Origin of the sequence: Maribellus sediminis (genome assembly GCF_011799805.1) — a bacterium.
GTDB lineage: Bacteria > Bacteroidota > Bacteroidia > Bacteroidales > Prolixibacteraceae > Draconibacterium > Draconibacterium sediminis_A.
In genome coordinates, this window is the sequence record NZ_WXUB01000002.1 from 708,479 (window position 1) to 730,519 (window position 22,041).

Genomic DNA, 22,041 nt, shown 5'->3' on the forward strand with positions numbered 1-22,041 from the left:
AAGGTGCGAGGTATTTATCTAGTCGAAAACATATCGTTCATCATAATCCAGATTGTATTCCCTTAAAAATCGTTTATTCTCTTCCTCAAAGGTTAATTTCAGGTGATGCTCCTCCTGATTTTGAATGTACTCTTTTATTACGTCCAATTGCTTTGGATTTACAGAAAAACAACCATATCCCCTTTGCCAATAGAAATTGCCAAAGCCATCATTCTTTGTTTTGATCCATTTAGAAGAATGTGATTTCAGTTTCTCAACTAAATTCATGAGTGCAATTTTTCGGGAAAGATTTATCAACAGGTGCACATGGTCATTTGTTCCACCAACAATTACAGGCTTTGATTCGTGTTCGTTGCAAATTCCACCGAGGTAACGAAACAATTCGTCTTGAATGTTTTTATTTATTGTTGCTTGTCGATTTTTTGTACTGAAAGTAATGTGCAAATAATTTAGAACTAATGATTGTGGCATAACATTTTTACGTTGAAGGTAATAATTGTTAGCGACATCGCACCTTTGGCCCTATGTGTATATATGCCCACATTTTTCCCCGACCTACAGTCGGGGCTTTGTGAAAACGCACCCTTGGTGCTAATTTATAGGGTAAATTACTTGATTGTTCCTAATTCTTTCAGCAATTCAACTTCATGTTCGAAGTTCGGGGTGAAAATACCTGTTCTGATATTCGATTCAAGCTGTTTTTTGGTCCAGAAGCGTAATTCATCAACTTCATCCGATTGGATGCCGATATTTTTGGAATCGTGGGTGGTAAACATGTAAACCAGTTCAGCTTCAACTTCCGACTCCCATTTGTACACTTTCTGTAAACGTGCTGTAAAATCCTTTAAACCGATTTCTTCGAAAGCTTCTTTTTTCAGTGCCTGCTCCAAAGTTTCGCCGGCCGAAATGTGGCCACCAACGGCCGTGTCCCATTTTCCGGGCTGAATGAGTTTGTTTATGGGGCGTTTTTGCAGTAAAACAGCCCCGTTTTTATTCAATACATGCAAGTGAACCACAGGGTGCAACAGTTTGCTGCCGTTATGCACCTGGCTGCGCGGGGCCCGTCCGGTTACTTTTCCCTGTTCATCAACCAGCGGCACCCATTCTTCTTTACTGAATTTCTTTTTCTGTTTGCGCTGGCGCAGCATTTCAATGGCAAAATAGCCGGCAAATATTAGGTAGAACAAACCACCGCTTACAAATGCCCAGGCTTCTTTGCTCATGTAAAAAGCCGAGTAAAAAACCAGAACAGTGTGCGCTGCAAAAATGTAGAATAATATCTTCAGGCTTCTTTTTAGCTGCCTTTCCTGTGCTTCGTTGAATTCGACACCTTTCATGTAGCGCTGCCCCATCATTCCGATTATATTCATCGACGAGAATGCAGAAACGCCAAGTACGGCAATCAGGATGAGTTCAATCAGGCCGGGCTTTATTTTGAAAAAAATATCGTTATCAAGAATTATGGAAACTGCACCCAGAACAACCAGCAATAAGGTATCGAACAGCACAAATTTCTCAAATCGTCGTTCGCGAATACCAATCCAGATCATTTCGGCAATACCAAAACCAACAGCAACAAATAACCCGATTTTAGTCCCCCAGATTTCATCGGCAGCGATGAAAACAAAAAGAGGAATAAAACCGGGTAATAATTGCTTAAGTAGTTTTGCCCTGTTCATATTCTTTCAGAACAAAACAGATTATTCAGTTTCCCGAGGAATTACTTTGTAAACCTCCACTTCCATTAAAATGGTTTGAAACATTCCGATACCTCCCGAAGTTGATCCATTTTGCCCATAAGCCAATTCAGAATTTATCACCAGGTGCGAACGTGTACCGGGTTGCATATAGGTAATTGCTTCTTCGAGACCGGCAATTGAAGTACCGGCTCCCGGGATAAATTTGTAAGGTTCGTAACGATGCCCAAGAAGATAACCATTGGTTTGATCAACCAATACACTGTCAGTACCATCATATAACGCCCAGGTAGCATAATAAATCTGAACCTGGTCGCCAAGTTTAATGGTATCGCCGTGACCGGTGCCTTCTTCATTAAAATAATAAAGCCCTGACGCGGTTGGTTCGGCTCCCGGATGTACCTTGTCAATGTACAACTTAAGGTTCGCAAGTTCCTCTCGTCTTATTTTTTCATAGTCAATTCCGTCGCTACATGAAAACAACAGTGCCAAACCTGAAATAAAAAGTAATCCTGACAGTATCTTCTTCATCTGTTAATTCTTTAATTGCTTTTATGGTCTTCGTTTGAAGTATTCAGCATGCAAATTTAATAAGCTTGCTTAATTTCCACCATTTCTATGGCAAAAATCAACGTTTCATATGGTCCGATTGCCGGATATGCGCCATAAGCGCCATATGCAAACTCCGAAGGAATGATTAAATAAACAATTGAACCTTCGTTTATTTTTTTCATTCCATTGTCCCAACCGGTTATCATTGGTGGATTTTCGAGAACAAATTCATACTTTCCGTCTTCGCTGTGTAACGAAGAGGCATCGAATAAATAGCCGCCAAGCGTATATCCTTCGTAGTTTACAACGCAAGTGTCGCCGGTGTGCGGGAAAGGCCCCGTTCCCAACGAATCAACCACATAATACACACCAATGTCAGTAGTATCTACATCAACCCCTCTATTCTCCAATGTATCGAGGTAAGTACTCAGCTCAGCGAGCTCCATTGCTTCGGTCCTCTCTACAACATCTCCTGTACCGCTTTCCAAACACGACACCGCGAACAAACCGGCAAATGCCAGCGTTAAAATTTTTGTAACTAGTTTCATTTTCTTAAATACATTTGTTTAACGAACACGAATTTTGCATTTCCTAATAAATGAGTGAGCGAAATTTTCGCAAAATTCATGTTCAATCAGTCTATAATTAACATTCGGAATATTGTAGTTAAACTACCCCATTCTAAATTATCGTATCCAATAACTGATGTTTATACTGTGGTAAAAGTTGCGTGAACTTTTTAATTGTTTCTTCAAAATTTAAAAATGATTCTCCTCCGGCAGCATTCAAATGCCCGCCACCATTAAAGTTATCGCGCGAAAATGCATTAGCCGGAAAATTTCCCTTCGAGCGGAATGAGGCTTTTACATATTCGTCTTTTTCGATAAACAGCGCGCTAAAAACAATATTGTTGATCGAAAGCGGGTAATTTACAAATCCTTCGGTATCGCCCGGTTTGAAATTGAATTGTTTAAGCTCATCTTTCGTAAGACTGATGTAAGCAGCCCTGTATTCGGGAAATACTACCATTTTATCATTCAAACTATAACCCAGCAGTTTCATCCGGTCGGGTGAGAAATTGTGAAATACCGACGATTGTATTTTGTCTGTCTCAATGTCGTATTCCAGTAATTCGGAAACTACCCTGAACGTATTTTTGGAAGTATTGTGGCTAAAACCGCCAGTATCGGTCAGTATTCCTGTGTACAAAGCTTCAGCTGCCCTTTTGTCGATAAATGATGTCATCTCAACTTCTGCCAGAACATCAAACACCAGCTCTGCAGTTGAACTGTACTGTGTTTCGGAAACTGTGTGATGACAGAAATCAGTTGGGTACGGATGATGGTCGATCAGAATTTTTGTTTTACCAAAACTGTGAATCATTTTTTCGAGATGCCCGGCACGTTTCTCTTCGTTAAAATCAACACAAATCAAAACATCAGATTCGAACAGTGCTGATTTTGCTGCTTTTTTGTCCCTTTCGTATACCAACACCGGAACATCAGCCGAAAACCATTTTAAAAAATCGGGGTAATCGTTTACCGGGATTACTGCCACTTCTTTACCCATGTTTTTCAGGGCCTGCCCCAATCCCAATGCCGACCCAATTGCATCTCCGTCAGGATTTTCATGCGGTACGATACTGATCTTCGAAGCCGCTTTCAGAATATTTTTTATTGAACTAAAAGTCTGTATTTCAGTATTTTTCAAAGCTTTGTTTTTTTGAAGGGACAAATATACAAATTCTTCACCGTGAGGGCGGTTTTAATAAACCTATTTTTGTTATTATTGCATTTTAACTAACTAAAATATGAAATATGGCAGGTAACATAACCTTCACGATGATTAAACCGACAGCGGTAAAAGCAAATCACACCGGCTCAATTCTACATATGATAAACGAAGCAGGTTTTGAGATCAGGGGGATGAAACTGATCAAACTTTGCAAAGAACAAGCCGAAGAATTTTATGCTGTACACAAAGGAAAACCGTTTTTCGAAAAACTGGTTAACTTTATGTGTTCGGGCCCGATTGTAGCGGCCATTCTTGAAAAAGAAAATGCAGTGGAAGATTACCGTACGCTGATTGGGAGCACCAATCCGGAAACCGCAGCCGAAGGAACTATTCGGAAGCTTTATGCTACGAACATGACCGAAAATGCAGTGCATGGCTCCGACAGCGACGAAAATGCCAACATTGAGGCCGACTTCTTTTTCTCGAAGACAGAGCGGTTTTAAAAATAAATTATTTGAAAACTATGCGATGGATAATTTCGCCGCCGGCGTTCTCATTTATCCGGCGGCAAATTTCCTCCCGCATCAGAAAAAGCTCGTTTTTTACTACGGCTGAACTGATTTCAACATAAAGGATTTTATTGCGGATATAAATGTTCCGGGTATAATGCGCAATGGTTTTACCCAATAAGTTTTCCCAGCCTTCAACCACATCCACTTCTTTCAGTTTACTTTCAATGCGGTTTTGCTCGATGTATTCTTTAAGCACATCGCTTAACGATTGTGTATTGCTTCTTCTCATTGGGCAAGTTTTACCAGTCCGTTTTCAACATTAAAAATACGAAAATCTGAGTGCAATTTTTTGATAATCGAGTCGAGATGTTCGCGATTGGTATCGGTAATAAAAATCTGACCAAACTGTTCGCCCGCCACCGTGCTGATAATTTGCTCAACCCGATGCTGATCGAGCTTGTCAAAAATATCATCGAGTAAAAGAATGGGTTTTTGTCCCGAAATCTCTTTTATAAACTCGAATTGCGCCATTTTAAGCGCTACCAGGTAAGTTTTTTTCTGCCCCTGAGATCCCAGTTTCTTTATGGGGTACTCGCCCAAATTCAATAGCAGATCATCTTTGTGAATACCAACAGTGGTATACTGCGCCACCCTGTCTTTTTGCAAAGCTTCGCGCAATAAGTTTTGCAGATCGTTTTTGTACAAGTCGGAATAATGCACGAGACCGACTTGTTCATTCCCCTGCGAAATAAATGTGTAGTAACGCTGAAAAACGGGAATCAGCTTTTCAACAAAAAGTGCTCGTTGCTCATGAATCCGTGAACCGTACTCAATCAGCTGCTCGTCCCAGATTGACAGTAACTCCTGATCGAAATAACGATCGGCAGCAAATTGCTTCAACAAATTGTTTCGTTGCAACAGCGCCCGGTTGTACTTCAGCAAATCGTCGAGGTAATTTTGGTTATACTGCGAAATTACACCGTCCATAAACTTACGACGTTCGTCGCTGCCGCCCAGTATCAGTTCACTGTCGGAAGGCGAGATCATCACTAGCGGCAACAAACCAATATGCTCTTGTAATTTTTTGTACGGTTTGGTGTTTCGTTTAAACTGTTTTTTTTGCCCCTGCTGAATCCCGCACGAAATATTTTCGCTCGAATCCATCCGGTGATACAATCCGTTCAGCATAAAAAAACTTTCGTTGTGGTTGATGTTCAGCTGATCGCTGGCGTTAAAAAAGCTTTTACAAAACGAAAGGTAATAAATGGCATCGAGCATGTTGGTTTTACCTGCCCCATTTTTCCCGATAAAGCAATTCAGCCTTGGCGAAAAATCGACCTTTACTTCGTTCAAATTTTTAAAATTTACTATTGAAATTTCTTCAATATGCATGCTTCACGGTGTTGTTTAAACAGCTACAAAACTATTAAAAATGGCTGCATTTTTCAGAAATGTTGGTAAAAAGCAGCGATTAACAAGTTAATGTTGATTATTCCTCAAAATAAAAGGAAGTTCGCTTAAGCAGTTTTGAAAAAAAAACTATTTTTGCGGCACAATTTCGAAAAAGAATAAGATGGCTAAGAAAAAATCTGAACAAGTTGATAATTTACAGGAACTTGAAAGTGCGTTGACCAAAACCGAACAGTTTATTGAAGATAACCAGAAAATAATCAGTTATGTTGTTGGTGCCTTAGTTTTGGTTGTTGCCGGATACCTTGGATTTAACAAGTTTTACCTGCAACCAAAACAGGAAGAAGCCAGCTCGCAAATGTTTATGGCAATTGATTATTTCGAAAAAGACTCTTTCAACCTGGCTATCAACGGCGATGGTAACTATTTGGGATTTTTAGATATCGTTGACGACTATGGAATTACCAAAGCAGCCAATCTGGCTGACTATTATTTAGGTATTTCTTACCTGCATTTAGGTCAGTACGAAGAAGCGTTGGATTATCTGAATAGTTTTAAAACCGATGATTTATTGTTGGCTCCGGTTGCAGAAGGTGCAAAAGGCGATGCTTACCTTGAATTAGGCGAAAGCGAAACTGCCTTAAAACACTACAAGAAAGCGTTCGCCATGTCGGACAACCAACTTACTGCACCGGTTTACATGATGAAAGCAGCAAAACTGCTCGAAACCATGGACGAACTGGAAAGTGCGATTAAAATTTACCAGGATATTAAAACCAAGTATCCTGAGTCGGCTGAAGCAACAAATGTTGACCGCTACATTGCACGCGCAAAAATTAAACTTGGATAAGTTGAATAAAATTCAATAAATTAACCCCTCTTTACGAGGGGTTTTTTATTGGTATAAACCGGCCCCTTAATGAACACGATTGAAATTAAGTTTTCCGTGTTAACGGATTAACCTCAAAAAATAGAACAAAATGGCAACAAAAGATTTATCGGCATACGATTACAACTCGGTACCATCGGCGGCAAATATGCGCTTTGGAATTGTAGTGGCTGAGTGGAATTGGGAGATCACTTCGGCATTGGCACAAGGTGCAGTTGACACACTAATAAAACACGATGCAAGCGAGGAAAACATTACAGTGAAATATGTTCCCGGGACTTTTGAGTTACCATTGGGTGGCCAGTATTTTGCCGAAATGGATAATGTAGATGCAGTAATTTTACTGGGTTGTGTTATCCAGGGCGAAACACGGCATTTCGATTACATTTGCGAAGGCGTTACACAGGGAACCAAAGACCTAAACCTGAAATACAACAAGCCTTTTATTTTTGGGGTACTTACCACCAATAATGAACAACAGGCACTCGATCGTGCCGGAGGTAAACTGGGCAATAAAGGCGACGAAGCTGCAATTACCGCTATTAAAATGGTTGATCTTAAAAACTCGTTTACAAAATAGGCTACAATAAAAAAAGGGCTGCACAACTGCAGCCCTCTCATACACTAACTAAACTAAACCATACTACTGTATGATTTTATCTTTGACCGGAACCACCAGGTCCACCCTGTCCCCTTCGTGAACGTCTTTCTTCCAGGTATTTTTCGTATTTCTTGTATTGATCTTCAGTGAGGATCTTCTTCATTTCTTTATTCTGCTCCTCGCGCATTTTAGTCATCTTTTCGCGCATTGCTTCACGATCTCCTCCTCCGTTTCTCATATCGTCACGCATTTCGGACATTTTATTGCCGTACTTCTCGTTCAATTCGAGAACCTTTTTTTGCTGGTCTTTATTCAGATCAAGTTGCTCGGTTAACTCTTCAGTCTGACGTTTGGCCATTTCTTTCGGATCGAAATTTCTGGGCCCCTGGTTTTGAGCCATTGTTGCAAATGATAGTGCAAAAACTGCAATTAACATTAAGGCTGCTTTCTTCATCTTATTAAAATTATGTATCATTAATCAATACTATCGATGCTTTGACACAGACGATAAAAAAAGGTTTAATAACGGTATGAAAAATTAAATGGAAAATGACAGGTTAATACCCATAATGTCAGAATCGATCCAGTGTCCAATAAGTTTCGACTTCTGTAAGCCGTAATAAGCCGATAGCTTAAAGTTTTTGCGACTGTAAGCATCAAGGCCACCATATAAACGCCAGAGGTGTGTACCGGCTCCGTTGAGCTTTATATACGATTCTTCGGAAGTATAAAATTGCAGTCCCCACGAAACCAGCTTCGGACATTGCAATTTTAACGACTGTCGGTAACGAAAATGATCCTCGAGTTGCTCAAAAGCACGGTATTCAATCCGGTTACTAAGCGTGAATTTGAAATCCTTAACCGGTTGCGATAAATTGGCGTAAAACATAGTCCGGTTCTCGGTTATCCAAACATTGTTTACCGGTTGTATTTTGGCCAGCCGAAATCCGATCCCGTATTCCAGCCAGTTTCTGGGTCGGTCGCCAACATAAGCCTCTCCGTAGGCCACATCCAGGTTCGAACTTTTTGTGGCATATTGCACTTTCTGAGCCACCTTAACCAAAATCCTTTCATTGATTTTGTTTGTTAGCTGATTCTTGTTCCAAATTTCAAACTTACGCTGAGCCGAAACTTGGAAACAGACAAATAGCAATATGAAGAGTACCAACCTTGACATATTCTGCAAAAGTAAAAATTGTTGCTTATGTTAACGTAACGATGATGTTAACATGCTTAACTTTAATTGAATATTTACTTTATGCCATCTTTGTTAAATAATTACCGAAGCTTGCAATGTATTCGTACTGGTAATTCAGAAAAATACATAAATTTGTACGTTTAGAACAAATTCGTCGAAAATGGCAAATAATAAAACACGAATAAATTTTATCAAGGCTGCAAACGAAACTTTTGATCGTTACGGTTTTAAGAAAACTACGATGGATGACATTGCATTTGCCGCAGGAAAAGGAAAAAGTTCGCTGTACTACTATTTCAAAAACAAAGAAGAGGTTTTTGAAGCCGTAGTAGAGCATGAAGCTTCGCTCTTAAAAGAAGAAATTTACCAGGTGATAGCGCAGTACGAAAGTGCCCGGGATAAACTTCGCCAGTACATTCTACATCGTATGAAACGTTTTGCAGCCAAAGGCAACCTTTATCAGGCGCTTAACGACGATCTGTTACTTACCTTTTCCTTTATTGAAAAAATCAGAAATAAGTACCGTTACTGGGAGCTCAATGAAATTGGGCAAATACTGCAAACCGGAATTGAAAAAAAGGAATTTAAGGTAGTAAACATTGAGTTTTTAAGTAATGCATTGCTAACTGCGATGATCGGTTTTGAAATGCCTTTGCTTCAAACTCCGGAAACTGATATCGAATTCGAAAAAAAAATAAACGATGTTATTAATATGATCTTTTTTGGAATATGTACGTAAAAAATTTTGCACAATTATTCGAACATTTTAGATATTTATTCAATTTATACAATTATTAAAAATGATACCATGAAACAGAAAACAGAACAAAATCAGGTTAATCCAATCAAACTCTCCAGGCAAAAGGTAGTGCTCACCTTTGCATTATTAAGCCTGTTCGGTTTGGGAACAAGCCAGCTCGCACAGGCTCAAACCGAATTTGGCGTCCGGATTTTTGGCGGTGCGTCTACTCAATCACAATTATTCAACCTGTTTGACAATAACGATTTAAAACCAAGTTACGGAGTTGGTGTTAGCGGGAAGTATATTTTTAGCGAAGGACTAGCACTTCAAAGCGGTCTCGATTATTTTATGAAGCGGGGTAAGCCAACTTTCAATGAAAGTCAGTTAAATACATCCTCTCAGTACTTGGAAATACCGCTTCAGCTCGAATTCTCGGCCGGAGAAAAAGTCGGATTTAAAAAGGGACAAAAAGTGTTTTTTGCAGCCGGCCCCTATTTGGCTTACCTGCTCGATGCGGAAAGCAAAAGCAGTAATCTCACCAGCGACATTATCTATAATGCCAACAAGGTTGATTTTGGCTTACGTTTTACATCTGGCGTGTCGTTTCCGGTATTTAAAGGAAACACTATTCAGGTCTCGATGAATTACGACATGGGATTAAGCGAAGTTTACAAAAACACTAACGATGTTCAGAATAAGGCAGGTTTTATAAGTGTGGGCTATGTATTTTAATTTGCTATTAATAGGACTGATTGGAATTGACCAAAAGACAATCATGATTCCAGAGAATCACCAACAGGAATGAAAGCCTTACAATTTTATGCAGACTCTCCCTCATTCCCTCTCTGCGAGCAGAGAGGGACGATTGTGTCGTAGGCACAATCAGGGTGAGTTAATAATAATTGATTCTACCCCTGATAACCAATTATTGCACTACGAGACTTTGCGAAAAAAAAAGGGTTGCATTCATGCAACCCTTTCTTGTATTTTACAATCAGTATTTACTGAACAGTAATAATCTCGGTAAATAGACTTTGATCGCCACCACCAATATCAGGATGGTCAACATAAGAACTGATACCGTAATCAGGTTGAGCAAAATCGTAATACAAATACATCGTACCTGAACATGCATTTAGATTACCATATCCGCTTAAAAAATAGGTAGCTTGTGGATCGCCATTGTAAGTTGTAGTAACATACGCGGCCTGTGCGATGGTAAAATCGCCGGTTTCCATATCCACAGTTACCGGTAAAGCTTCCATTGAAGTAATTACTTCACCCCAGTAACCTGTAAGGAATGCAACGCCAACACCGGTAATGTACAACTTACCTCCCTCCATGGTGGTTTCAACTTGAGTTGCTCCCCAAGGAGTATCGCCTGAATAAGTTCCAACAAAATCGTTAAGATCGAGCGAACAATGCTTCTGAACAGTGATAGAAGCCGTATTTCCGGTAAATAAACCATCACTCTCGCTTATTTTCAACGCTATTGTAACCGGATCTTCACTAAGGTTATTATCCTGGCATGTGAACGTCAGAACGCCTTCGTTTGAATTGGCTGGTACAGTAACTGTTGACGGTATGGTATAAACTGCCGCATCAGCAGTAGTACCACTTGCCACAACTTCTACATTGAAAGTGCGGTCACTACCAGTTTTCTGTGTTGTATAAACCGAAATCGATGCTTCCGTAGATCCACCCAGCTCAACAACAACTGTAGGAGTTTTAACCTCAAAAGAAATGTAGTTAATATCTTCAGTTCCCGTAAAATCGTTTTCACATCTGTTAAACAACAAAACAGATAGTGCAACTAGAAATATATATTTTATATTTTTCATTTTTCTGAATTTTAAGGTATGTAACATTATTTATTACCACTGTCGATATATGGGTTATTCTGGATTTCACTCTGTGGAATCTCGAATGTCAAACGATCGTCGTTATATGGAATTTGTTCACCAACATGCGACAAATGGTTTGCTCCCCTAACAGTAGTTGCTTTATTACGTTTCATTGCCAGATAGCTTTTTCCTTCACCCCACAATTCAATTCTGGTTTGCAGATAAATTTCATCAAGCAAAGCCTGACCTGATAAAGCGTCGATGTAGGTAACATCAGGCACCCTCAGACTCATGAGGTCTTTTAAACGAGCTTTTGCAGTAGTTTCGTCACCTGACTTTGCAGAAACTTCGGCATTCAGAAGATACATTTCAGCAACCCTCATGTAAACGTAGTCGGTTTCAACATTACGTTGTCCACCAACAGTTCTGGCGGCAGTATAAAACTTATTGTATGGCAGCAGGTAGTAACCCGAGCTGGCATCAGGATAAAACTGTCCTTTCCTTACATCGTCTTCAGGAATTTGGTTGAACAGTCCTTCGTCAATCGCTTTTCTGTCGCCTGCCCACTGGTAACTATAAGTAAAGAGGTCCATTTGGCCCCACCATGAAACCAGGTCCAAACCATTGTCAAGTGTAATATCTACACCCCACATCCAACCGCTGGTATTAACATCGCGGAAACCACCAATGCTTGGATCGCCGGTGTAAACTACTTCGTCTTCTGTCATCAGGTCGAATCCACCGTTCGTAATAATGTCGTTTGTTAAAGCTTTGGCTTGTGCCAATTTATCACCGCCCATTACACCGTACGCATACGCCAGCAAACCTTCAGCAACATATTTGTTAACCTCGTTTTTTGCTGTTCGTTGAAAATTATCCAGTAAATCAATCGCATCAGTAAGATCCTTTTCAATTAAAGCAAAAACATCAGCAGTTGTGCTTTTTGGTTGGTTTTCCTGTTGCGGATCGGTGTAAATAGGAAGAATTTCTGCCGTAGGCTCGTAATCAGTTGTGTAGAACTGTGTCAGGTAAAAATAACAGTATCCGCGAATGGCTTTTGCCTGTCCCATCAGGTACTTATTTTCTTCCAGTTCAGGAACCACATCGTTTCCACCCAAAGCGTTGATAACCGAATTTGCAGAGCGAATTAAACGATAGTAATAACGCCAAGGCATATAGTTTACATTATTTGTAAAGTCGGTGGTAGTTGTAAACTCAGTAGTTCTTCTGTACCAACCGTAAGTACTAATTGATAATGCCATATCACTTGACAGGAAGTCACTAAAAATATCATAACCTTTTTGGCCAAAATCGTCGTGACCACCAACGCCACCTGTTCCCGTTTCAAACATCAGGGTGTAGATACCACTAACGCTACCTGCAACAACATCAGGATTTTTTTCAGCTGCTTCAGCTATCTGGCTTTCCGACAGAAATTCTGTTGGCTGAACTTCCAGGAAATCATCGGAACAACTGGTGATCCCCAACAGGGCCACCGCAACCAATGATAGAATATATATCTTTTTCATCATGTTATTCATTTTACTTTTTTCACTAATTAAAACTGAATATTAACTCCGACAGTGTAGGTACTTAGTGGTGAATACCGGTACATACTGGATGCTCCGGTTTCTGCTGTCCCAGGATTAAATCCGTCGCGAGCACTTAAAAGGAACAAATTATCTCCGGTTACAAATAAGCGCAATGAAGAAATTCCATAGTTTTTCACCAGGCTACCAAAATCGTATGATAATCTAACATTGTTCAAAGTCAGGTAATCAGCTTTTGTAATAAACCTGGTTGAAGCACTGTTTACGTTGGTATCGTAGTTATTCGATAAACGAGGTACGTCGGTAATATCGCCCGGTTGTTGCCAACGATCGTAGATATCTTCCGACCAGTTATTTCCACCAACCACGCTGTTACTCATCAAAACGGCGTAGGCACCATCGTAAGCGTATCCTCCCAATCGATAAAGGAATTGAGCGCTGACACTGAACTTCTTCACATCGGCATTAATTCTGAAAGCACCACGTACTTTAGGAATAATTGATTTACCAACATATTTCTGAGTAGCGTCTGCATACGTTTTTGTAGTCGTAGTACTGATTTCATTATCCGGATTATCGTGTTTGTATTCGAAAAGTGAAGGGATTTCTTCACCTGAGTCAACAACACCGTTTCCGTTTTCATCGTAATAGTGTTGGTACCACATTGCTCTACCATCAGCAGGATCAACACCGGCCCATTCGCGTATATAAAAATCGTATGGTGAATGTCCTTCTGCACGACCATAGTTCCCAGAGATATCGAGCAATTTTGGTTCACCTGTTGCAGGGTCGATCGGCATTTCAAGCAATTCCATTTTCGGAACTTCACCGTTTAAAGTAACACTTAAGTTATAATCGTTATTTCTGATAATGTATCCGGTAAAATCGAATTCAAGACCCTGGTTACGCAACATACCATCATTAACGGTAATTAAGGCATAACCAACCGAAGGACCTACCCTTCTTTCAAAAATCAGGTTATCCGTATTTTTGATGTAGTAATCGATATTACCATCGAAATAACGGCCAATGGCAAACTCGACACCTGTAGAGAACATTTTCGAAGTTTCCCAGGTCAAATCAGGGTTACCGATATCGTTCGCCGAAATAGAGATTTCGTCGTTCAGGTTACTAACATTGAAAGTATTCAGGGCCGGATAGATTCCAACACCTTGTTGCTCCCCAACAAGTCCGTAACTTGCTTTAAATTTGAAATAATCAAGCCAGGCAAAATCATTCATAAATGATTCTTCCGACAATACCCATGATGCACCTAACGAACCAAAAGTGTCCCACTTATTGTCGCCAATAAAGCGCGAAGAACCGTCTCTACGAATTGTCGCTGATAAATAATAACGATTCAGGTAATTGTAATTAACCTGTCCGAAATAACTTTCCAAACGTACATCCCTCGTATAAGAAGTTGGCGGAGCAGCAACTATAACAAAGTTATTCAGGTCATCGACATCAGGATGAACCATTTTCGATTTCTGGGCAGTTGCGTTTTTGATTTGCCACATATTTGCTTCATGAGCTGCCAATGCTTCTACACTGTGGTCGCCAAATTGCTTTTTAAAGCGAAGCAGGTTTAATAAGTTATAAGTAAACATTTCGTTGTTGCTCTTATAAACATATCCTCCCTGACCTGCTGCCGAACCGTAGAACGGATTATTCAGGCTGGTGTATTTGCTCATGTAATATTGCGCACCGAAAGTATTTTCCAGTGTAAGACCCTCCATAAATTTGATGTTCAGGCTGAAATTACCGGTTGCCTGGTTACGTTTGGTATAACTCCTATCGTAATGAGCATCTGCAACTGAGTTGGTCAATGCGCCAAACGAACGTCCTACACCATAATCGTACTGGTGTCCGCCAAAAATCGGATCTTCAACATAGGCACCATTTTCATCTCTCAGGAATAATGGGAAAATTGAAGGAAGATTATCTACAAACCAGAAGATACTTCCCGAGTCAGAAGTCTGGCCGTTGTTGTTTGTTTCGGTAATGGCATAACCCATTTGTGCCGAACTAGTTAACCATGGTCTGATTTCAGACTGAAGGTTAATGGTTGCATTATACCTTTGGAAATCAGAGTTAATGATGTAACCAACATCTTTCAAATAACCAAAAGAGGTAAAGTATTTTGTTTTTTCCGATCCACCTCTGAAAGTGAGGTTAGTTTCTGTTCTGTTTGAATTCTGAAAACCGTAATCTTCCCAGTTTTCCGGATCATATTTTCTGGTTACACCATCTCTTACCTGACGGGTTTCAGGATCAATCAAGTCGCTAACGCTACCTTTCCACATGTTGTATTTCGGGTCGATTCCTGATCCTGAAAACAGATTGGCATTGGCATAGGCAACCGGATCGCTTGCATTTGCAATTACACCCCTGTTATACATGGCTTCCCACGAAAGACCGATGTAATCTTCAGGAGATTTAATGGTATTGTAACGAGGTAAGCCACTAACGTTAACACCAACTTTTACATCCGCTTCAATAATTGCATCACCTTCGCGGCCCGACTTGGTTGTAATTAAAATTACTCCGTTTGCTCCGCGCGAACCATAAATAGCTGTTGCCGTAGCATCTTTAAGAATTGTTGTTGATTCAATATCGTTCGGGTTAATCGCGTTAAGTGCACCTGAATAAGGAACACCATCCAAAACATAAAGCGGATCGCGGTTACCGTTAACAGATCCAAAACCACGGATACGAACAGTAGCAGTCGATCCCGGCTGTCCTGAAGTATTAATAACGTTTACACCAGCTACCTCTCCGGAAAGTGATTGTGAAACGTTAGAAATAGATTTGCTTTTAATGTTCTCGCTTTTAATAGCTTTTGCCGAACCAACGAAAGATTGGCGAGTTGCTGTTCCATACCCTACTACCACAACCTCGTCAACACCAATTACATCCGGATCGAGAACTGCATTAACTACAGACCCTTCGATCGGAAGTTCCATTGTTTTCATACCTACAAATGAAAAAATCAGAGTTTCTCCATCTTCAGGTACATTTAAGTTATAAACACCATCGATGTTTGTAACCGTACCGATAGTTGTACCTTTAACAACTACCGAAACCCCAGGCACCCCTAAACCATCTTCGGAACTCGTAACTGTTCCGCTGATACTTTTTACCTGGGCTTCAACCACAAGCACCCCAAAAAGGGCTATGCTCATGAGCATAAGCGCAATTTTTTTCATAGATAATAATTTAATTTAATAACTTACTCACTCATTTAAAAGCTGACTAAAATAGTAAAAAATTCAATCTTTAACATTTTTTCACATCGAATTAACATACTAATTTCAATGAATTTGAAGTGCATTTTATAAAAGCACCAAGCGACCATACTTTTTAAAGCAATACCTCAAAACAAACACACAACCCTGAAATTCTGTCCATTACACTTAAATTCTTTTCTTAACAAAAAGATTTTGATAAATGAGATAAATGATTGATCAATTTTTTTGATACCCCAAAAGACTACCGATGAATGCACAACCGGAGTTTAAATCAAGACCCATCTTAGATCGTAATCCGGTAAACAAAATCTTAATAATTGAACAGATTAAGGATCTCAAAATTATGATAACTACTGACTTTTAAGGTTTTTACCAAGCACCTGGCGTTGTTCTTTTTTGGTCATTTCCAGTGCTCTCACTTCGTAAGGATGAGTAACAACATAAGGAGTACTTGAATTTAAAATATCTGTCTTACCATCGTCGTGAATAAATTTGGGGATGATAAACTTTGGGTCGTCCGAAAACAATGAGGTATAATACATTAAAAGCACCAAATCACTAGCTCCTTGTATAACCTGACCCAATATTTGCCCTGCATATATTTTATCGCCAGGTTTTAAGCTCTTTTCATCCACGGTAAGGTTATGATAGCAGAGCAAAGTACCGTCGGGCTGCAACACCGTTACTGCATTCGTCCAGGTATTGTACCATGAAGCGGCATCTCCCTTCCTTTCGGCTCCTACAATTTCAACAACAATCCCGTTTCGGCTGGCAATTACGTCTTCTCCGGGTTCAACCCGAAAGCCAACTGCGGTCCACGAACTTAATTTGCCTTGTCCCCAAAAACCGTCAATACTTTCCACATCAAAAAACATGGCTGTTTTCCCTTCTTGCAAGGGAATTAAATATGGAAAATCGAAATCGATTTTAGCCAGCGGGTTTGAGCGGAACATTTTAATTTCGTAATTGAACCGCGGTACATCTTCACCCTCGTAACGCAACAGTGTAAACAGGTCGTTAAAACCGGGTGTAAGTTGTTTTACATAAGGGACAGGTTCGGAAAAACTGGTATTTTGCAGGTCGCCAAATTTCAGATGCAGAAACACCGGAACTTTCGAATTGTTGTATGCTGAAAAAACACAGTCGCCTGCCGAATTATAATCGGCCTGTACTTCAACCGATTGAGCGGATAAAACAAAACAATAAAATATAGTTAAGGATGTTAATAGTAGTTTTCTCATATCGAATTTTCGTTACAAATTCAAATGTAGAAATTAATTCGTATTAATTTTGACGAATGTATTCGAAAGAAGAACTCAAGCAACTCAACATAAATTTCTGGACAAAATTTGGCCAGTTTTGCGATGTTCATCCCGAGCTTCGTCATAAAAAGCGAAAATGGATGCTGCATCGTACCAAAGTTAAAGATGTTGCCTTTCGCTTTGAAGCAGGCCGAAAAAATGCAAAGGTGATATTGGAGCTTGGCAGCAGAAATGAAAACCAGCGTTTTAAAGCTTATGAATTTCTCGAGCGTTATAAAGTAATTATGGAGGAAGGATTCGAAGATGGATTAACCTGGGAATTCTTCCATGAACGCGAAGACAGCAAAAAACAAATTTGTAGAATATATACTGTACTCGAGGGTGTTGACCTGCACCGTCAAAACCAGTGGCCCGAAATTTTCAGCTTTTATATTGAAAATATGGCAAAGCTGGAAGACAATTTCCTGATGATAAGAGACTTGCTTATTGAAGAACTGAAAAGCCAGAACTAAAAACAGCTATTTTCTGATCAGTGGCTCAAGAATTGGCGTCAATTCAGAAAACTGCTGCAAAATTGTGGCATCGGCCAGTTCAAAATCATCAAAATGAAATCCCGGAGCAACGGTACATCCAACCAACGCAAAACCGGTATTCGCAGGCAAACGGGCCGCAAACCAGCAGTCTTTCGGAACAACAACCTGGAAGCACTCCCCTTTCTCAGCATTTTTTCCAAGCAATCTGGAATGGAGTTCGCTATTTTGTATCCACAGAATTTCGATGGCACTTGTCCCTTCATAATAATGCCAGATTTCGTCAGATTTTATACGGTGAAAAGCTGAAAAATCATTTCCCTCTAACAAGAAATAAATTGAAGTGCCGGCATTACGTTCTCCGGCCGGAGTATTTACAAGCTGTTCCGAGCGATAAATCTCCTTAAACCACGCTCCTTCAGGATGTTGTTCAAGCTGCAAGTTATCGATCCAAAACTTAGCCGATTGGGTCATTAGATAAACAATTCATTTAATGCCCCAAAATAATCTTCGTCCCAGCCATCTGAAATATTCTCGAAGGCTTCATCCGGAATGTTCGTATGGTGCAATTCAACACTGGTACCCTTTTTATGCGGGTGAAGTTTAATGGTTACAACCGAAGCTTCTTCTTCGCCAAAATACCATTGCTGAACGATTTTGGTATTGGGTTCCAGTTCCAGGTTTTTACCGCTGATACTGCCATTCCAAAGCGAAAATTCGGTGCCCGCCTCAGCTTTCATCACCACATCTTCACCCGTCCATATCTCCAGCATTTTCTGGTTTGTAAGCGCGTTGTAAACATCAGCCGGATCGGCTTTAATGGTGTAATAGCGTTTTATGTCTTTCATCTGATTAATATTGTTTGTTTTCAACGGTATCAAATCGAATCCGTCCCGGTTTCATCGGTAATCGTGTTGAACTTACTTTTAATGCGAAAATAATAATGCAAACAATTTGCATTTATTCAAAAGTAACACATCGCCTTTTAATTTTGAACAGTTGTGCCGTCAATTTCTACCATCTTATCAACCGCTTATCTTATCCGCCTGGTTCGCGTAACTTTCCGGTTGATGGTATAATTAAATCCCACAGTTATAAATTCCTTGATCTGAAGTTTGGCTTTTTCTCCCACTTTATTTCCGTCATCGTCATACACTGGGAAGAGCACATCGTCATCATAAACCATATGCAGCATCATTCTCATGTTAATGTAGTCAGTAAGCTGAATTTTGAGGTTGTTTTCCCAATCAATGTCCAACTTTTTAAACGGATCCTGGTAATTCACAAACATCTTGTATTTGGTTTCCCAGTTGATGGTGGGCGTTAGATTCTTTCTGTACTTGAATTCAGCATTTAAACCCGGCTCCCAAAATGCTTTCTTTTCTGCATCAACTCCAAATTTTGTCTGATCAATTAAAGCAGTATCACGCACAAAAACATTCTTCACTGTTATTGGAGAAATGAACAACGAGAAATCGTTGTTAGGCTTGTAATCCATACCCAGTTTAAAATACGTTTTAGCCGGTGCAAGAAAAGCCGAGATCGGATCGGGATTATTTGCTTTTGGATACTTATAACCCCGAAAGAATTGTGTATTGAAGTTGAACTCAGAACTATAGTACCACTTTTTGTGTGCACGTAAACCAAAACGCGATGTAATTTCGAATTTATCGTCGTTCTTCTTTAATTCCGAACCTTCTCCGCCCGGCTGTAACCAGCCATTTCGAATTTCACCCGAATTTTCCCATTTAATTCTTCCGCCTTTACTGGAATAATTGGCCGATCCTTTCAAACTAAATAACAACGCGAGAGCACTTTCACCCCCTTTTTTCCAGTTTTCATAGTAGGTTTGAGTGAACCCCACCGCACCTTCGCCATTTAACAACCAGGGCGTTTCAACGCTATAAGGTTTATTAATTTTCGAGAATCTCGATTGCTCTCCTTTTAAACTCTCGAAGTCGAAATCTTTGGTCTGCCGTTCCGAAAACCGGTGAAATGAGACTCCATCACTAACCAGTAGCTGAACACCTTTTTTATCGGTCGATTTCAGTACCAGTTGCAGCGAATCGTTCTGTTCGTTTTTGAGCCACATTTTAGCAAAACGTGTAGTATTGTTTTGCAAGGTGATGTCGGTTGAATTGCCATCGAGGTTAATTAGCCTGATTTTGGTAGTATCAATAAAATCGGCGTACGAGGTTAACAAATCAATTACCGCTTTAATCGTATCGTTCACATTCATGATAACCCGATCGTTGTACGCACGCAAAACCCTGTAATTATTGAGTTCTACATCATCGCGGTATCGAGTTGTTCTGAACTGCAACTGCTGCTCGAACATCCGCTGACGATAATCCCGCGTTATTTGATTCACGGTTTCGTTGGTAACTGAATCGTTGTAGGCCAGTCTTTTTTCCTCGACATAGTTATTCCTTAAACTATCGATTTTTACAAGACGTTCAAATTCTTCCGGCGAATTTAAAATACTATCCGGTATCACTTCCGGGATAATTAAACTGTCGGGGAAGGCATAAATTCCATCCGAAAAAAGCATCCTGCCTTTATCTTTAGGAACGATTGGCGCCATCAATTTGGCATTTTCAATCACCTGATCGGGAACGGGAATCGGATTCTGCTGCACTTCTGCCTGCAGACTGATCCCTATTTGTTCGATGTTTCTTTTGACTTCATCTGCCGGTATGTAACCTGGTACGTTAAGACTGTCTTCCACATTCTCGGGCAAACGGTATACGTACAAGGTATCAGCCTTTTGCTTGCGGTCGAGCTGCGTAAGAACGGTATCAAGCGGCGTATCTTCAAAGAAATTAATCAGGCTGCGAATATCTGAACGAAGCTCCGGATCAATAATTTTCCAGTTCCTGTTTTCCAGAAAATAGGTTCGCAGAATTTCAATGCCGTTATCCAGCATTTCTTTATCGGCTGAATCTGCTTGATTTTGTTGTGCAAATGTTGGGTGAATAAGAGTAACGAAAAAAAGAGCAACTAAAATTGTTCTTATTTTTGTTTGAATCATGTTTCTGTTTTTAGCTTTTTCAACAAACGCAAAATTATCATTTATGTTATATCGTTTTTCTCCGAAAGTAAGCATCAATTAACAATTTCATCTTAATAAAGTGGAGCGTATGTACAAAAACTTTACCAAGTTGAATAAGGATGCTTTGCCAGCCAGGCATTAAAATAACGTTTGTCGTCGCTTACTTCTTTTGAAATCCAGTGAGGCAATACAATTTCTTCTTTTTCGTCCTGCAGTTCCACTTCAGCCATAACAAGGCCTTCATTCACATTTTCAAACACATCAATTTCCCAGACTTTTCCTTCGAATTCCTGCACGTATCTTATTTTTTCAACCGGAAAATCAACACACATTTCGAGTAAGATTTTTGCATCGTTAAACGGAATCTCATATTCCAGCTCGGTGCGGCTTATACCCTTGCTCTCGCCTTTTATTGTCAGATAAGCGTTATCGCCTTTCACCCTCACTCTGACTACCCGATTTTTATCGGTGGAAAGATAGCCCTGAATAATTTTGTGTCCTTCCGTAGCCGGATGCCATTTATTTATGTCAACCAGAAATTTTCGTTCGATCTCAACCATATTGGTATTTATGAAATTTTAAATGCCTGACTTTAAAATCAGAAGGCACAAATTTATTACTATTTTTAAGCAAACTAAAATCGCAACCATGATTTCGAGAGAAGAAGCGCTACTATTACTGAATGAGCATATTAAGGCTGAAAACATGCGTAAACACTGTCTGGCTTCAGAGGCCGTAATGCGGGCAATTGCGCGCCGTTTGGGCGAAAGCGAAGATGAATACGGACTGGCCGGTCTGTTGCACGATATTGATGTGGAAATTACCAATGCCGATCCGCATACTCACGGCCCTTATGCCGAAAATCTGCTAAAAGGAAAAGTCAGCGACGAAATGCTTGACGCCATTGTTATGCATAACGAAATGGCCACCGGCCTGCCCAGAACCACAAAATTTCAGCATGCGCTGGCTGCCGGTGAAACCATTACCGGGCTGGTTACCGCAACAACTCTGGTTTATCCCGATAAAAAACTGGCAAGCGTAAAAGCCAAATCGGTAACCAAACGCATGAAGCAAAAAGCTTTTGCGGCTTCGGTAAAACGCGAAAATATTCTGGAATGTGAGGAAATTGGAATTCCGATTCATGAGTTTGCCGAACTTTCGGTAAATGCTATGAGCGAAATCAGCGACGAGCTTGGACTATAATCAGGACCTGCGGT

At 40.1% G+C, this 22,041-nt stretch carries 24 protein-coding genes; 7 read left to right on the forward strand and 17 right to left on the reverse strand.

Going from position 1 to position 22,041, the window contains the following annotated elements; translation table 11 throughout:
- Window positions 1–18: 18 nt before the first annotated feature.
- The 5 genes from tnpA to HFD85_RS09240 all read right to left on the reverse strand — a co-directional run bounded on the left by tnpA (window position 19) and on the right by HFD85_RS09240 (window position 3,959).
- The gene (tnpA, locus tag HFD85_RS09220) at window positions 19–471 is read right to left on the reverse strand and encodes an IS200/IS605 family transposase (RefSeq protein WP_167608077.1); all 453 of its coding nucleotides are present in this window, start codon (window positions 469–471) and stop codon (window positions 19–21) included.
- 137 nt (window positions 472–608) lie between these two features.
- Window positions 609–1,679 (reverse strand): NUDIX domain-containing protein, encoded by a 1,071-nt coding sequence (locus HFD85_RS09225; RefSeq protein ID WP_167608079.1) that lies wholly within the window; start codon window positions 1,677–1,679, stop codon window positions 609–611.
- Window positions 1,680–1,700: 21 nt separating this feature from the next.
- Entirely contained in the window at window positions 1,701–2,228 is a 528-nt protein-coding gene (locus HFD85_RS09230; protein ID WP_167608082.1) for an FKBP-type peptidyl-prolyl cis-trans isomerase, read from the reverse strand.
- A gap of 56 nt (window positions 2,229–2,284) precedes the next feature.
- On the reverse strand, window positions 2,285–2,797 hold the full coding sequence (locus HFD85_RS09235; RefSeq protein ID WP_167608085.1) for an FKBP-type peptidyl-prolyl cis-trans isomerase: 513 nt from the start codon (window positions 2,795–2,797) through the stop codon (window positions 2,285–2,287).
- 133 nt (window positions 2,798–2,930) lie between these two features.
- Window positions 2,931–3,959 carry a DHH family phosphoesterase gene (locus tag HFD85_RS09240; RefSeq protein ID WP_167608088.1) on the reverse strand — a complete coding sequence of 343 codons (1,029 nt, stop codon included), beginning with the start codon at window positions 3,957–3,959 and terminating at the stop codon, window positions 2,931–2,933.
- Between the two features lie 107 nt (window positions 3,960–4,066).
- Between HFD85_RS09240 and HFD85_RS09245 the strand changes: the two genes are divergently transcribed.
- Window positions 4,067–4,486, forward strand: coding sequence for a nucleoside-diphosphate kinase (locus HFD85_RS09245; RefSeq protein ID WP_167608091.1), 420 nt, complete (start codon window positions 4,067–4,069; stop codon window positions 4,484–4,486).
- Window positions 4,487–4,493: 7 nt separating this feature from the next.
- Here HFD85_RS09245 and HFD85_RS09250 read toward each other — a convergent pair whose 3' ends face one another.
- Together HFD85_RS09250 and recF are read right to left on the reverse strand one after the other, a co-directional pair.
- A complete protein-coding gene (locus HFD85_RS09250; protein ID WP_167608094.1) occupies window positions 4,494–4,784 on the reverse strand; it encodes a DciA family protein in 291 nt (96 codons plus the stop codon).
- Entirely contained in the window at window positions 4,781–5,887 is a 1,107-nt protein-coding gene (recF, locus tag HFD85_RS09255) for a DNA replication/repair protein RecF (protein ID WP_167608097.1), read from the reverse strand. Before recF ends, HFD85_RS09250 begins: the two co-directional genes overlap by 4 nt.
- A gap of 181 nt (window positions 5,888–6,068) precedes the next feature.
- On the opposite strand from recF, the gene HFD85_RS09260 reads away from it, so the two are divergent.
- Entirely contained in the window at window positions 6,069–6,755 is a 687-nt protein-coding gene (locus tag HFD85_RS09260) for a tetratricopeptide repeat protein (protein ID WP_167608100.1), read from the forward strand.
- A gap of 130 nt (window positions 6,756–6,885) precedes the next feature.
- The gene (gene ribH / locus HFD85_RS09265; RefSeq protein WP_167608103.1) at window positions 6,886–7,374 is read left to right on the forward strand and encodes a 6,7-dimethyl-8-ribityllumazine synthase; all 489 of its coding nucleotides are present in this window, start codon (window positions 6,886–6,888) and stop codon (window positions 7,372–7,374) included.
- A gap of 76 nt (window positions 7,375–7,450) precedes the next feature.
- On the opposite strand, the gene HFD85_RS09270 is transcribed toward ribH, so the two are convergent.
- Entirely contained in the window at window positions 7,451–7,849 is a 399-nt protein-coding gene (locus HFD85_RS09270) for a DUF4890 domain-containing protein (protein ID WP_167608106.1), read from the reverse strand.
- A gap of 84 nt (window positions 7,850–7,933) precedes the next feature.
- Window positions 7,934–8,572, reverse strand: coding sequence for a DUF2490 domain-containing protein (locus HFD85_RS09275; protein ID WP_167608108.1), 639 nt, complete (start codon window positions 8,570–8,572; stop codon window positions 7,934–7,936).
- Window positions 8,573–8,753: 181 nt separating this feature from the next.
- Between HFD85_RS09275 and HFD85_RS09280 the strand changes: the two genes are divergently transcribed.
- Together HFD85_RS09280 and HFD85_RS09285 are read left to right on the forward strand one after the other, a co-directional pair.
- Window positions 8,754–9,332 (forward strand): TetR/AcrR family transcriptional regulator, encoded by a 579-nt coding sequence (locus tag HFD85_RS09280; protein WP_167608111.1) that lies wholly within the window; start codon window positions 8,754–8,756, stop codon window positions 9,330–9,332.
- 69 nt (window positions 9,333–9,401) lie between these two features.
- A complete protein-coding gene (locus tag HFD85_RS09285) occupies window positions 9,402–10,067 on the forward strand; it encodes a porin family protein (protein ID WP_167608114.1) in 666 nt (221 codons plus the stop codon).
- A gap of 269 nt (window positions 10,068–10,336) precedes the next feature.
- On the opposite strand, the gene HFD85_RS09290 is transcribed toward HFD85_RS09285, so the two are convergent.
- From HFD85_RS09290 to HFD85_RS09305, 4 genes are all read right to left on the reverse strand, one after another.
- A complete protein-coding gene (locus tag HFD85_RS09290; RefSeq protein WP_167608117.1) occupies window positions 10,337–11,176 on the reverse strand; it encodes a DUF4843 domain-containing protein in 840 nt (279 codons plus the stop codon).
- 26 nt (window positions 11,177–11,202) lie between these two features.
- Window positions 11,203–12,711 (reverse strand): RagB/SusD family nutrient uptake outer membrane protein, encoded by a 1,509-nt coding sequence (locus tag HFD85_RS09295; protein ID WP_206081927.1) that lies wholly within the window; start codon window positions 12,709–12,711, stop codon window positions 11,203–11,205.
- 26 nt (window positions 12,712–12,737) lie between these two features.
- The gene (locus HFD85_RS09300; protein ID WP_167608120.1) at window positions 12,738–15,938 is read right to left on the reverse strand and encodes a SusC/RagA family TonB-linked outer membrane protein; all 3,201 of its coding nucleotides are present in this window, start codon (window positions 15,936–15,938) and stop codon (window positions 12,738–12,740) included.
- A 392-nt stretch (window positions 15,939–16,330) separates the two neighbouring features.
- Complete coding sequence (locus tag HFD85_RS09305; RefSeq protein WP_167608123.1) at window positions 16,331–17,221, reverse strand: M23 family metallopeptidase; 891 nt, start codon at window positions 17,219–17,221, stop codon at window positions 16,331–16,333.
- A 56-nt stretch (window positions 17,222–17,277) separates the two neighbouring features.
- Between HFD85_RS09305 and HFD85_RS09310 the strand changes: the two genes are divergently transcribed.
- Window positions 17,278–17,754 carry a DUF4268 domain-containing protein gene (locus HFD85_RS09310; RefSeq protein WP_167608126.1) on the forward strand — a complete coding sequence of 159 codons (477 nt, stop codon included), beginning with the start codon at window positions 17,278–17,280 and terminating at the stop codon, window positions 17,752–17,754.
- Window positions 17,755–17,760: 6 nt separating this feature from the next.
- Here the strand turns inward: HFD85_RS09310 and HFD85_RS09315 are convergent, their stop codons facing one another.
- The 4 genes from HFD85_RS09315 to HFD85_RS09330 all read right to left on the reverse strand — a co-directional run bounded on the left by HFD85_RS09315 (window position 17,761) and on the right by HFD85_RS09330 (window position 21,384).
- The gene (locus HFD85_RS09315) at window positions 17,761–18,246 is read right to left on the reverse strand and encodes a cupin domain-containing protein (protein WP_167608128.1); all 486 of its coding nucleotides are present in this window, start codon (window positions 18,244–18,246) and stop codon (window positions 17,761–17,763) included.
- Window positions 18,246–18,620, reverse strand: a complete 375-nt coding sequence (locus HFD85_RS09320) for an SRPBCC domain-containing protein (RefSeq protein WP_167608131.1) — start codon at window positions 18,618–18,620, stop codon at window positions 18,246–18,248. Before HFD85_RS09320 ends, HFD85_RS09315 begins: the two co-directional genes overlap by 1 nt.
- A 185-nt stretch (window positions 18,621–18,805) precedes the next feature.
- A complete protein-coding gene (locus HFD85_RS09325; RefSeq protein ID WP_167608134.1) occupies window positions 18,806–20,803 on the reverse strand; it encodes a DUF3078 domain-containing protein in 1,998 nt (665 codons plus the stop codon).
- A gap of 122 nt (window positions 20,804–20,925) precedes the next feature.
- The gene (locus HFD85_RS09330; RefSeq protein WP_167608136.1) at window positions 20,926–21,384 is read right to left on the reverse strand and encodes a CYTH domain-containing protein; all 459 of its coding nucleotides are present in this window, start codon (window positions 21,382–21,384) and stop codon (window positions 20,926–20,928) included.
- 88 nt (window positions 21,385–21,472) lie between these two features.
- On the opposite strand from HFD85_RS09330, the gene HFD85_RS09335 reads away from it, so the two are divergent.
- Window positions 21,473–22,027, forward strand: a complete 555-nt coding sequence (locus HFD85_RS09335) for an HD domain-containing protein (protein WP_167608139.1) — start codon at window positions 21,473–21,475, stop codon at window positions 22,025–22,027.
- Window positions 22,028–22,041: the final 14 nt, after the last annotated feature.

Excerpts from the sequence above, each read along its gene's own strand:
- tnpA (WP_167608077.1), bottom strand. The coding sequence starts at position 471 with ATGCCACAATCATTAGTTCTAAATTATTTGCACATTACTTTCAGTACA.
- HFD85_RS09225 (WP_167608079.1), bottom strand. The coding sequence starts at position 1,679 with ATGAACAGGGCAAAACTACTTAAGCAATTATTACCCGGTTTTATTCCT.
- HFD85_RS09230 (WP_167608082.1), bottom strand. The coding sequence starts at position 2,228 with ATGAAGAAGATACTGTCAGGATTACTTTTTATTTCAGGTTTGGCACTG.
- HFD85_RS09235 (WP_167608085.1), bottom strand. The coding sequence starts at position 2,797 with ATGAAACTAGTTACAAAAATTTTAACGCTGGCATTTGCCGGTTTGTTC.
- HFD85_RS09245 (WP_167608091.1), top strand. The coding sequence starts at position 4,067 with ATGGCAGGTAACATAACCTTCACGATGATTAAACCGACAGCGGTAAAA.
- HFD85_RS09250 (WP_167608094.1), bottom strand. The coding sequence starts at position 4,784 with ATGAGAAGAAGCAATACACAATCGTTAAGCGATGTGCTTAAAGAATAC.
- recF (WP_167608097.1), bottom strand. The coding sequence starts at position 5,887 with ATGCATATTGAAGAAATTTCAATAGTAAATTTTAAAAATTTGAACGAA.
- HFD85_RS09260 (WP_167608100.1), top strand. The coding sequence starts at position 6,069 with ATGGCTAAGAAAAAATCTGAACAAGTTGATAATTTACAGGAACTTGAA.
- ribH (WP_167608103.1), top strand. The coding sequence starts at position 6,886 with ATGGCAACAAAAGATTTATCGGCATACGATTACAACTCGGTACCATCG.
- HFD85_RS09270 (WP_167608106.1), bottom strand. The coding sequence starts at position 7,849 with ATGAAGAAAGCAGCCTTAATGTTAATTGCAGTTTTTGCACTATCATTT.
- HFD85_RS09275 (WP_167608108.1), bottom strand. The coding sequence starts at position 8,572 with ATGTCAAGGTTGGTACTCTTCATATTGCTATTTGTCTGTTTCCAAGTT.
- HFD85_RS09280 (WP_167608111.1), top strand. The coding sequence starts at position 8,754 with ATGGCAAATAATAAAACACGAATAAATTTTATCAAGGCTGCAAACGAA.
- HFD85_RS09285 (WP_167608114.1), top strand. The coding sequence starts at position 9,402 with ATGAAACAGAAAACAGAACAAAATCAGGTTAATCCAATCAAACTCTCC.
- HFD85_RS09290 (WP_167608117.1), bottom strand. The coding sequence starts at position 11,176 with ATGAAAAATATAAAATATATATTTCTAGTTGCACTATCTGTTTTGTTG.
- HFD85_RS09295 (WP_206081927.1), bottom strand. The coding sequence starts at position 12,711 with ATGATGAAAAAGATATATATTCTATCATTGGTTGCGGTGGCCCTGTTG.
- HFD85_RS09300 (WP_167608120.1), bottom strand. The coding sequence starts at position 15,938 with ATGAAAAAAATTGCGCTTATGCTCATGAGCATAGCCCTTTTTGGGGTG.
- HFD85_RS09305 (WP_167608123.1), bottom strand. The coding sequence starts at position 17,221 with ATGAGAAAACTACTATTAACATCCTTAACTATATTTTATTGTTTTGTT.
- HFD85_RS09310 (WP_167608126.1), top strand. The coding sequence starts at position 17,278 with ATGTATTCGAAAGAAGAACTCAAGCAACTCAACATAAATTTCTGGACA.
- HFD85_RS09315 (WP_167608128.1), bottom strand. The coding sequence starts at position 18,246 with ATGACCCAATCGGCTAAGTTTTGGATCGATAACTTGCAGCTTGAACAA.
- HFD85_RS09320 (WP_167608131.1), bottom strand. The coding sequence starts at position 18,620 with ATGAAAGACATAAAACGCTATTACACCATTAAAGCCGATCCGGCTGAT.
- HFD85_RS09325 (WP_167608134.1), bottom strand. The coding sequence starts at position 20,803 with ATGATTCAAACAAAAATAAGAACAATTTTAGTTGCTCTTTTTTTCGTT.
- HFD85_RS09330 (WP_167608136.1), bottom strand. The coding sequence starts at position 21,384 with ATGGTTGAGATCGAACGAAAATTTCTGGTTGACATAAATAAATGGCAT.
- HFD85_RS09335 (WP_167608139.1), top strand. The coding sequence starts at position 21,473 with ATGATTTCGAGAGAAGAAGCGCTACTATTACTGAATGAGCATATTAAG.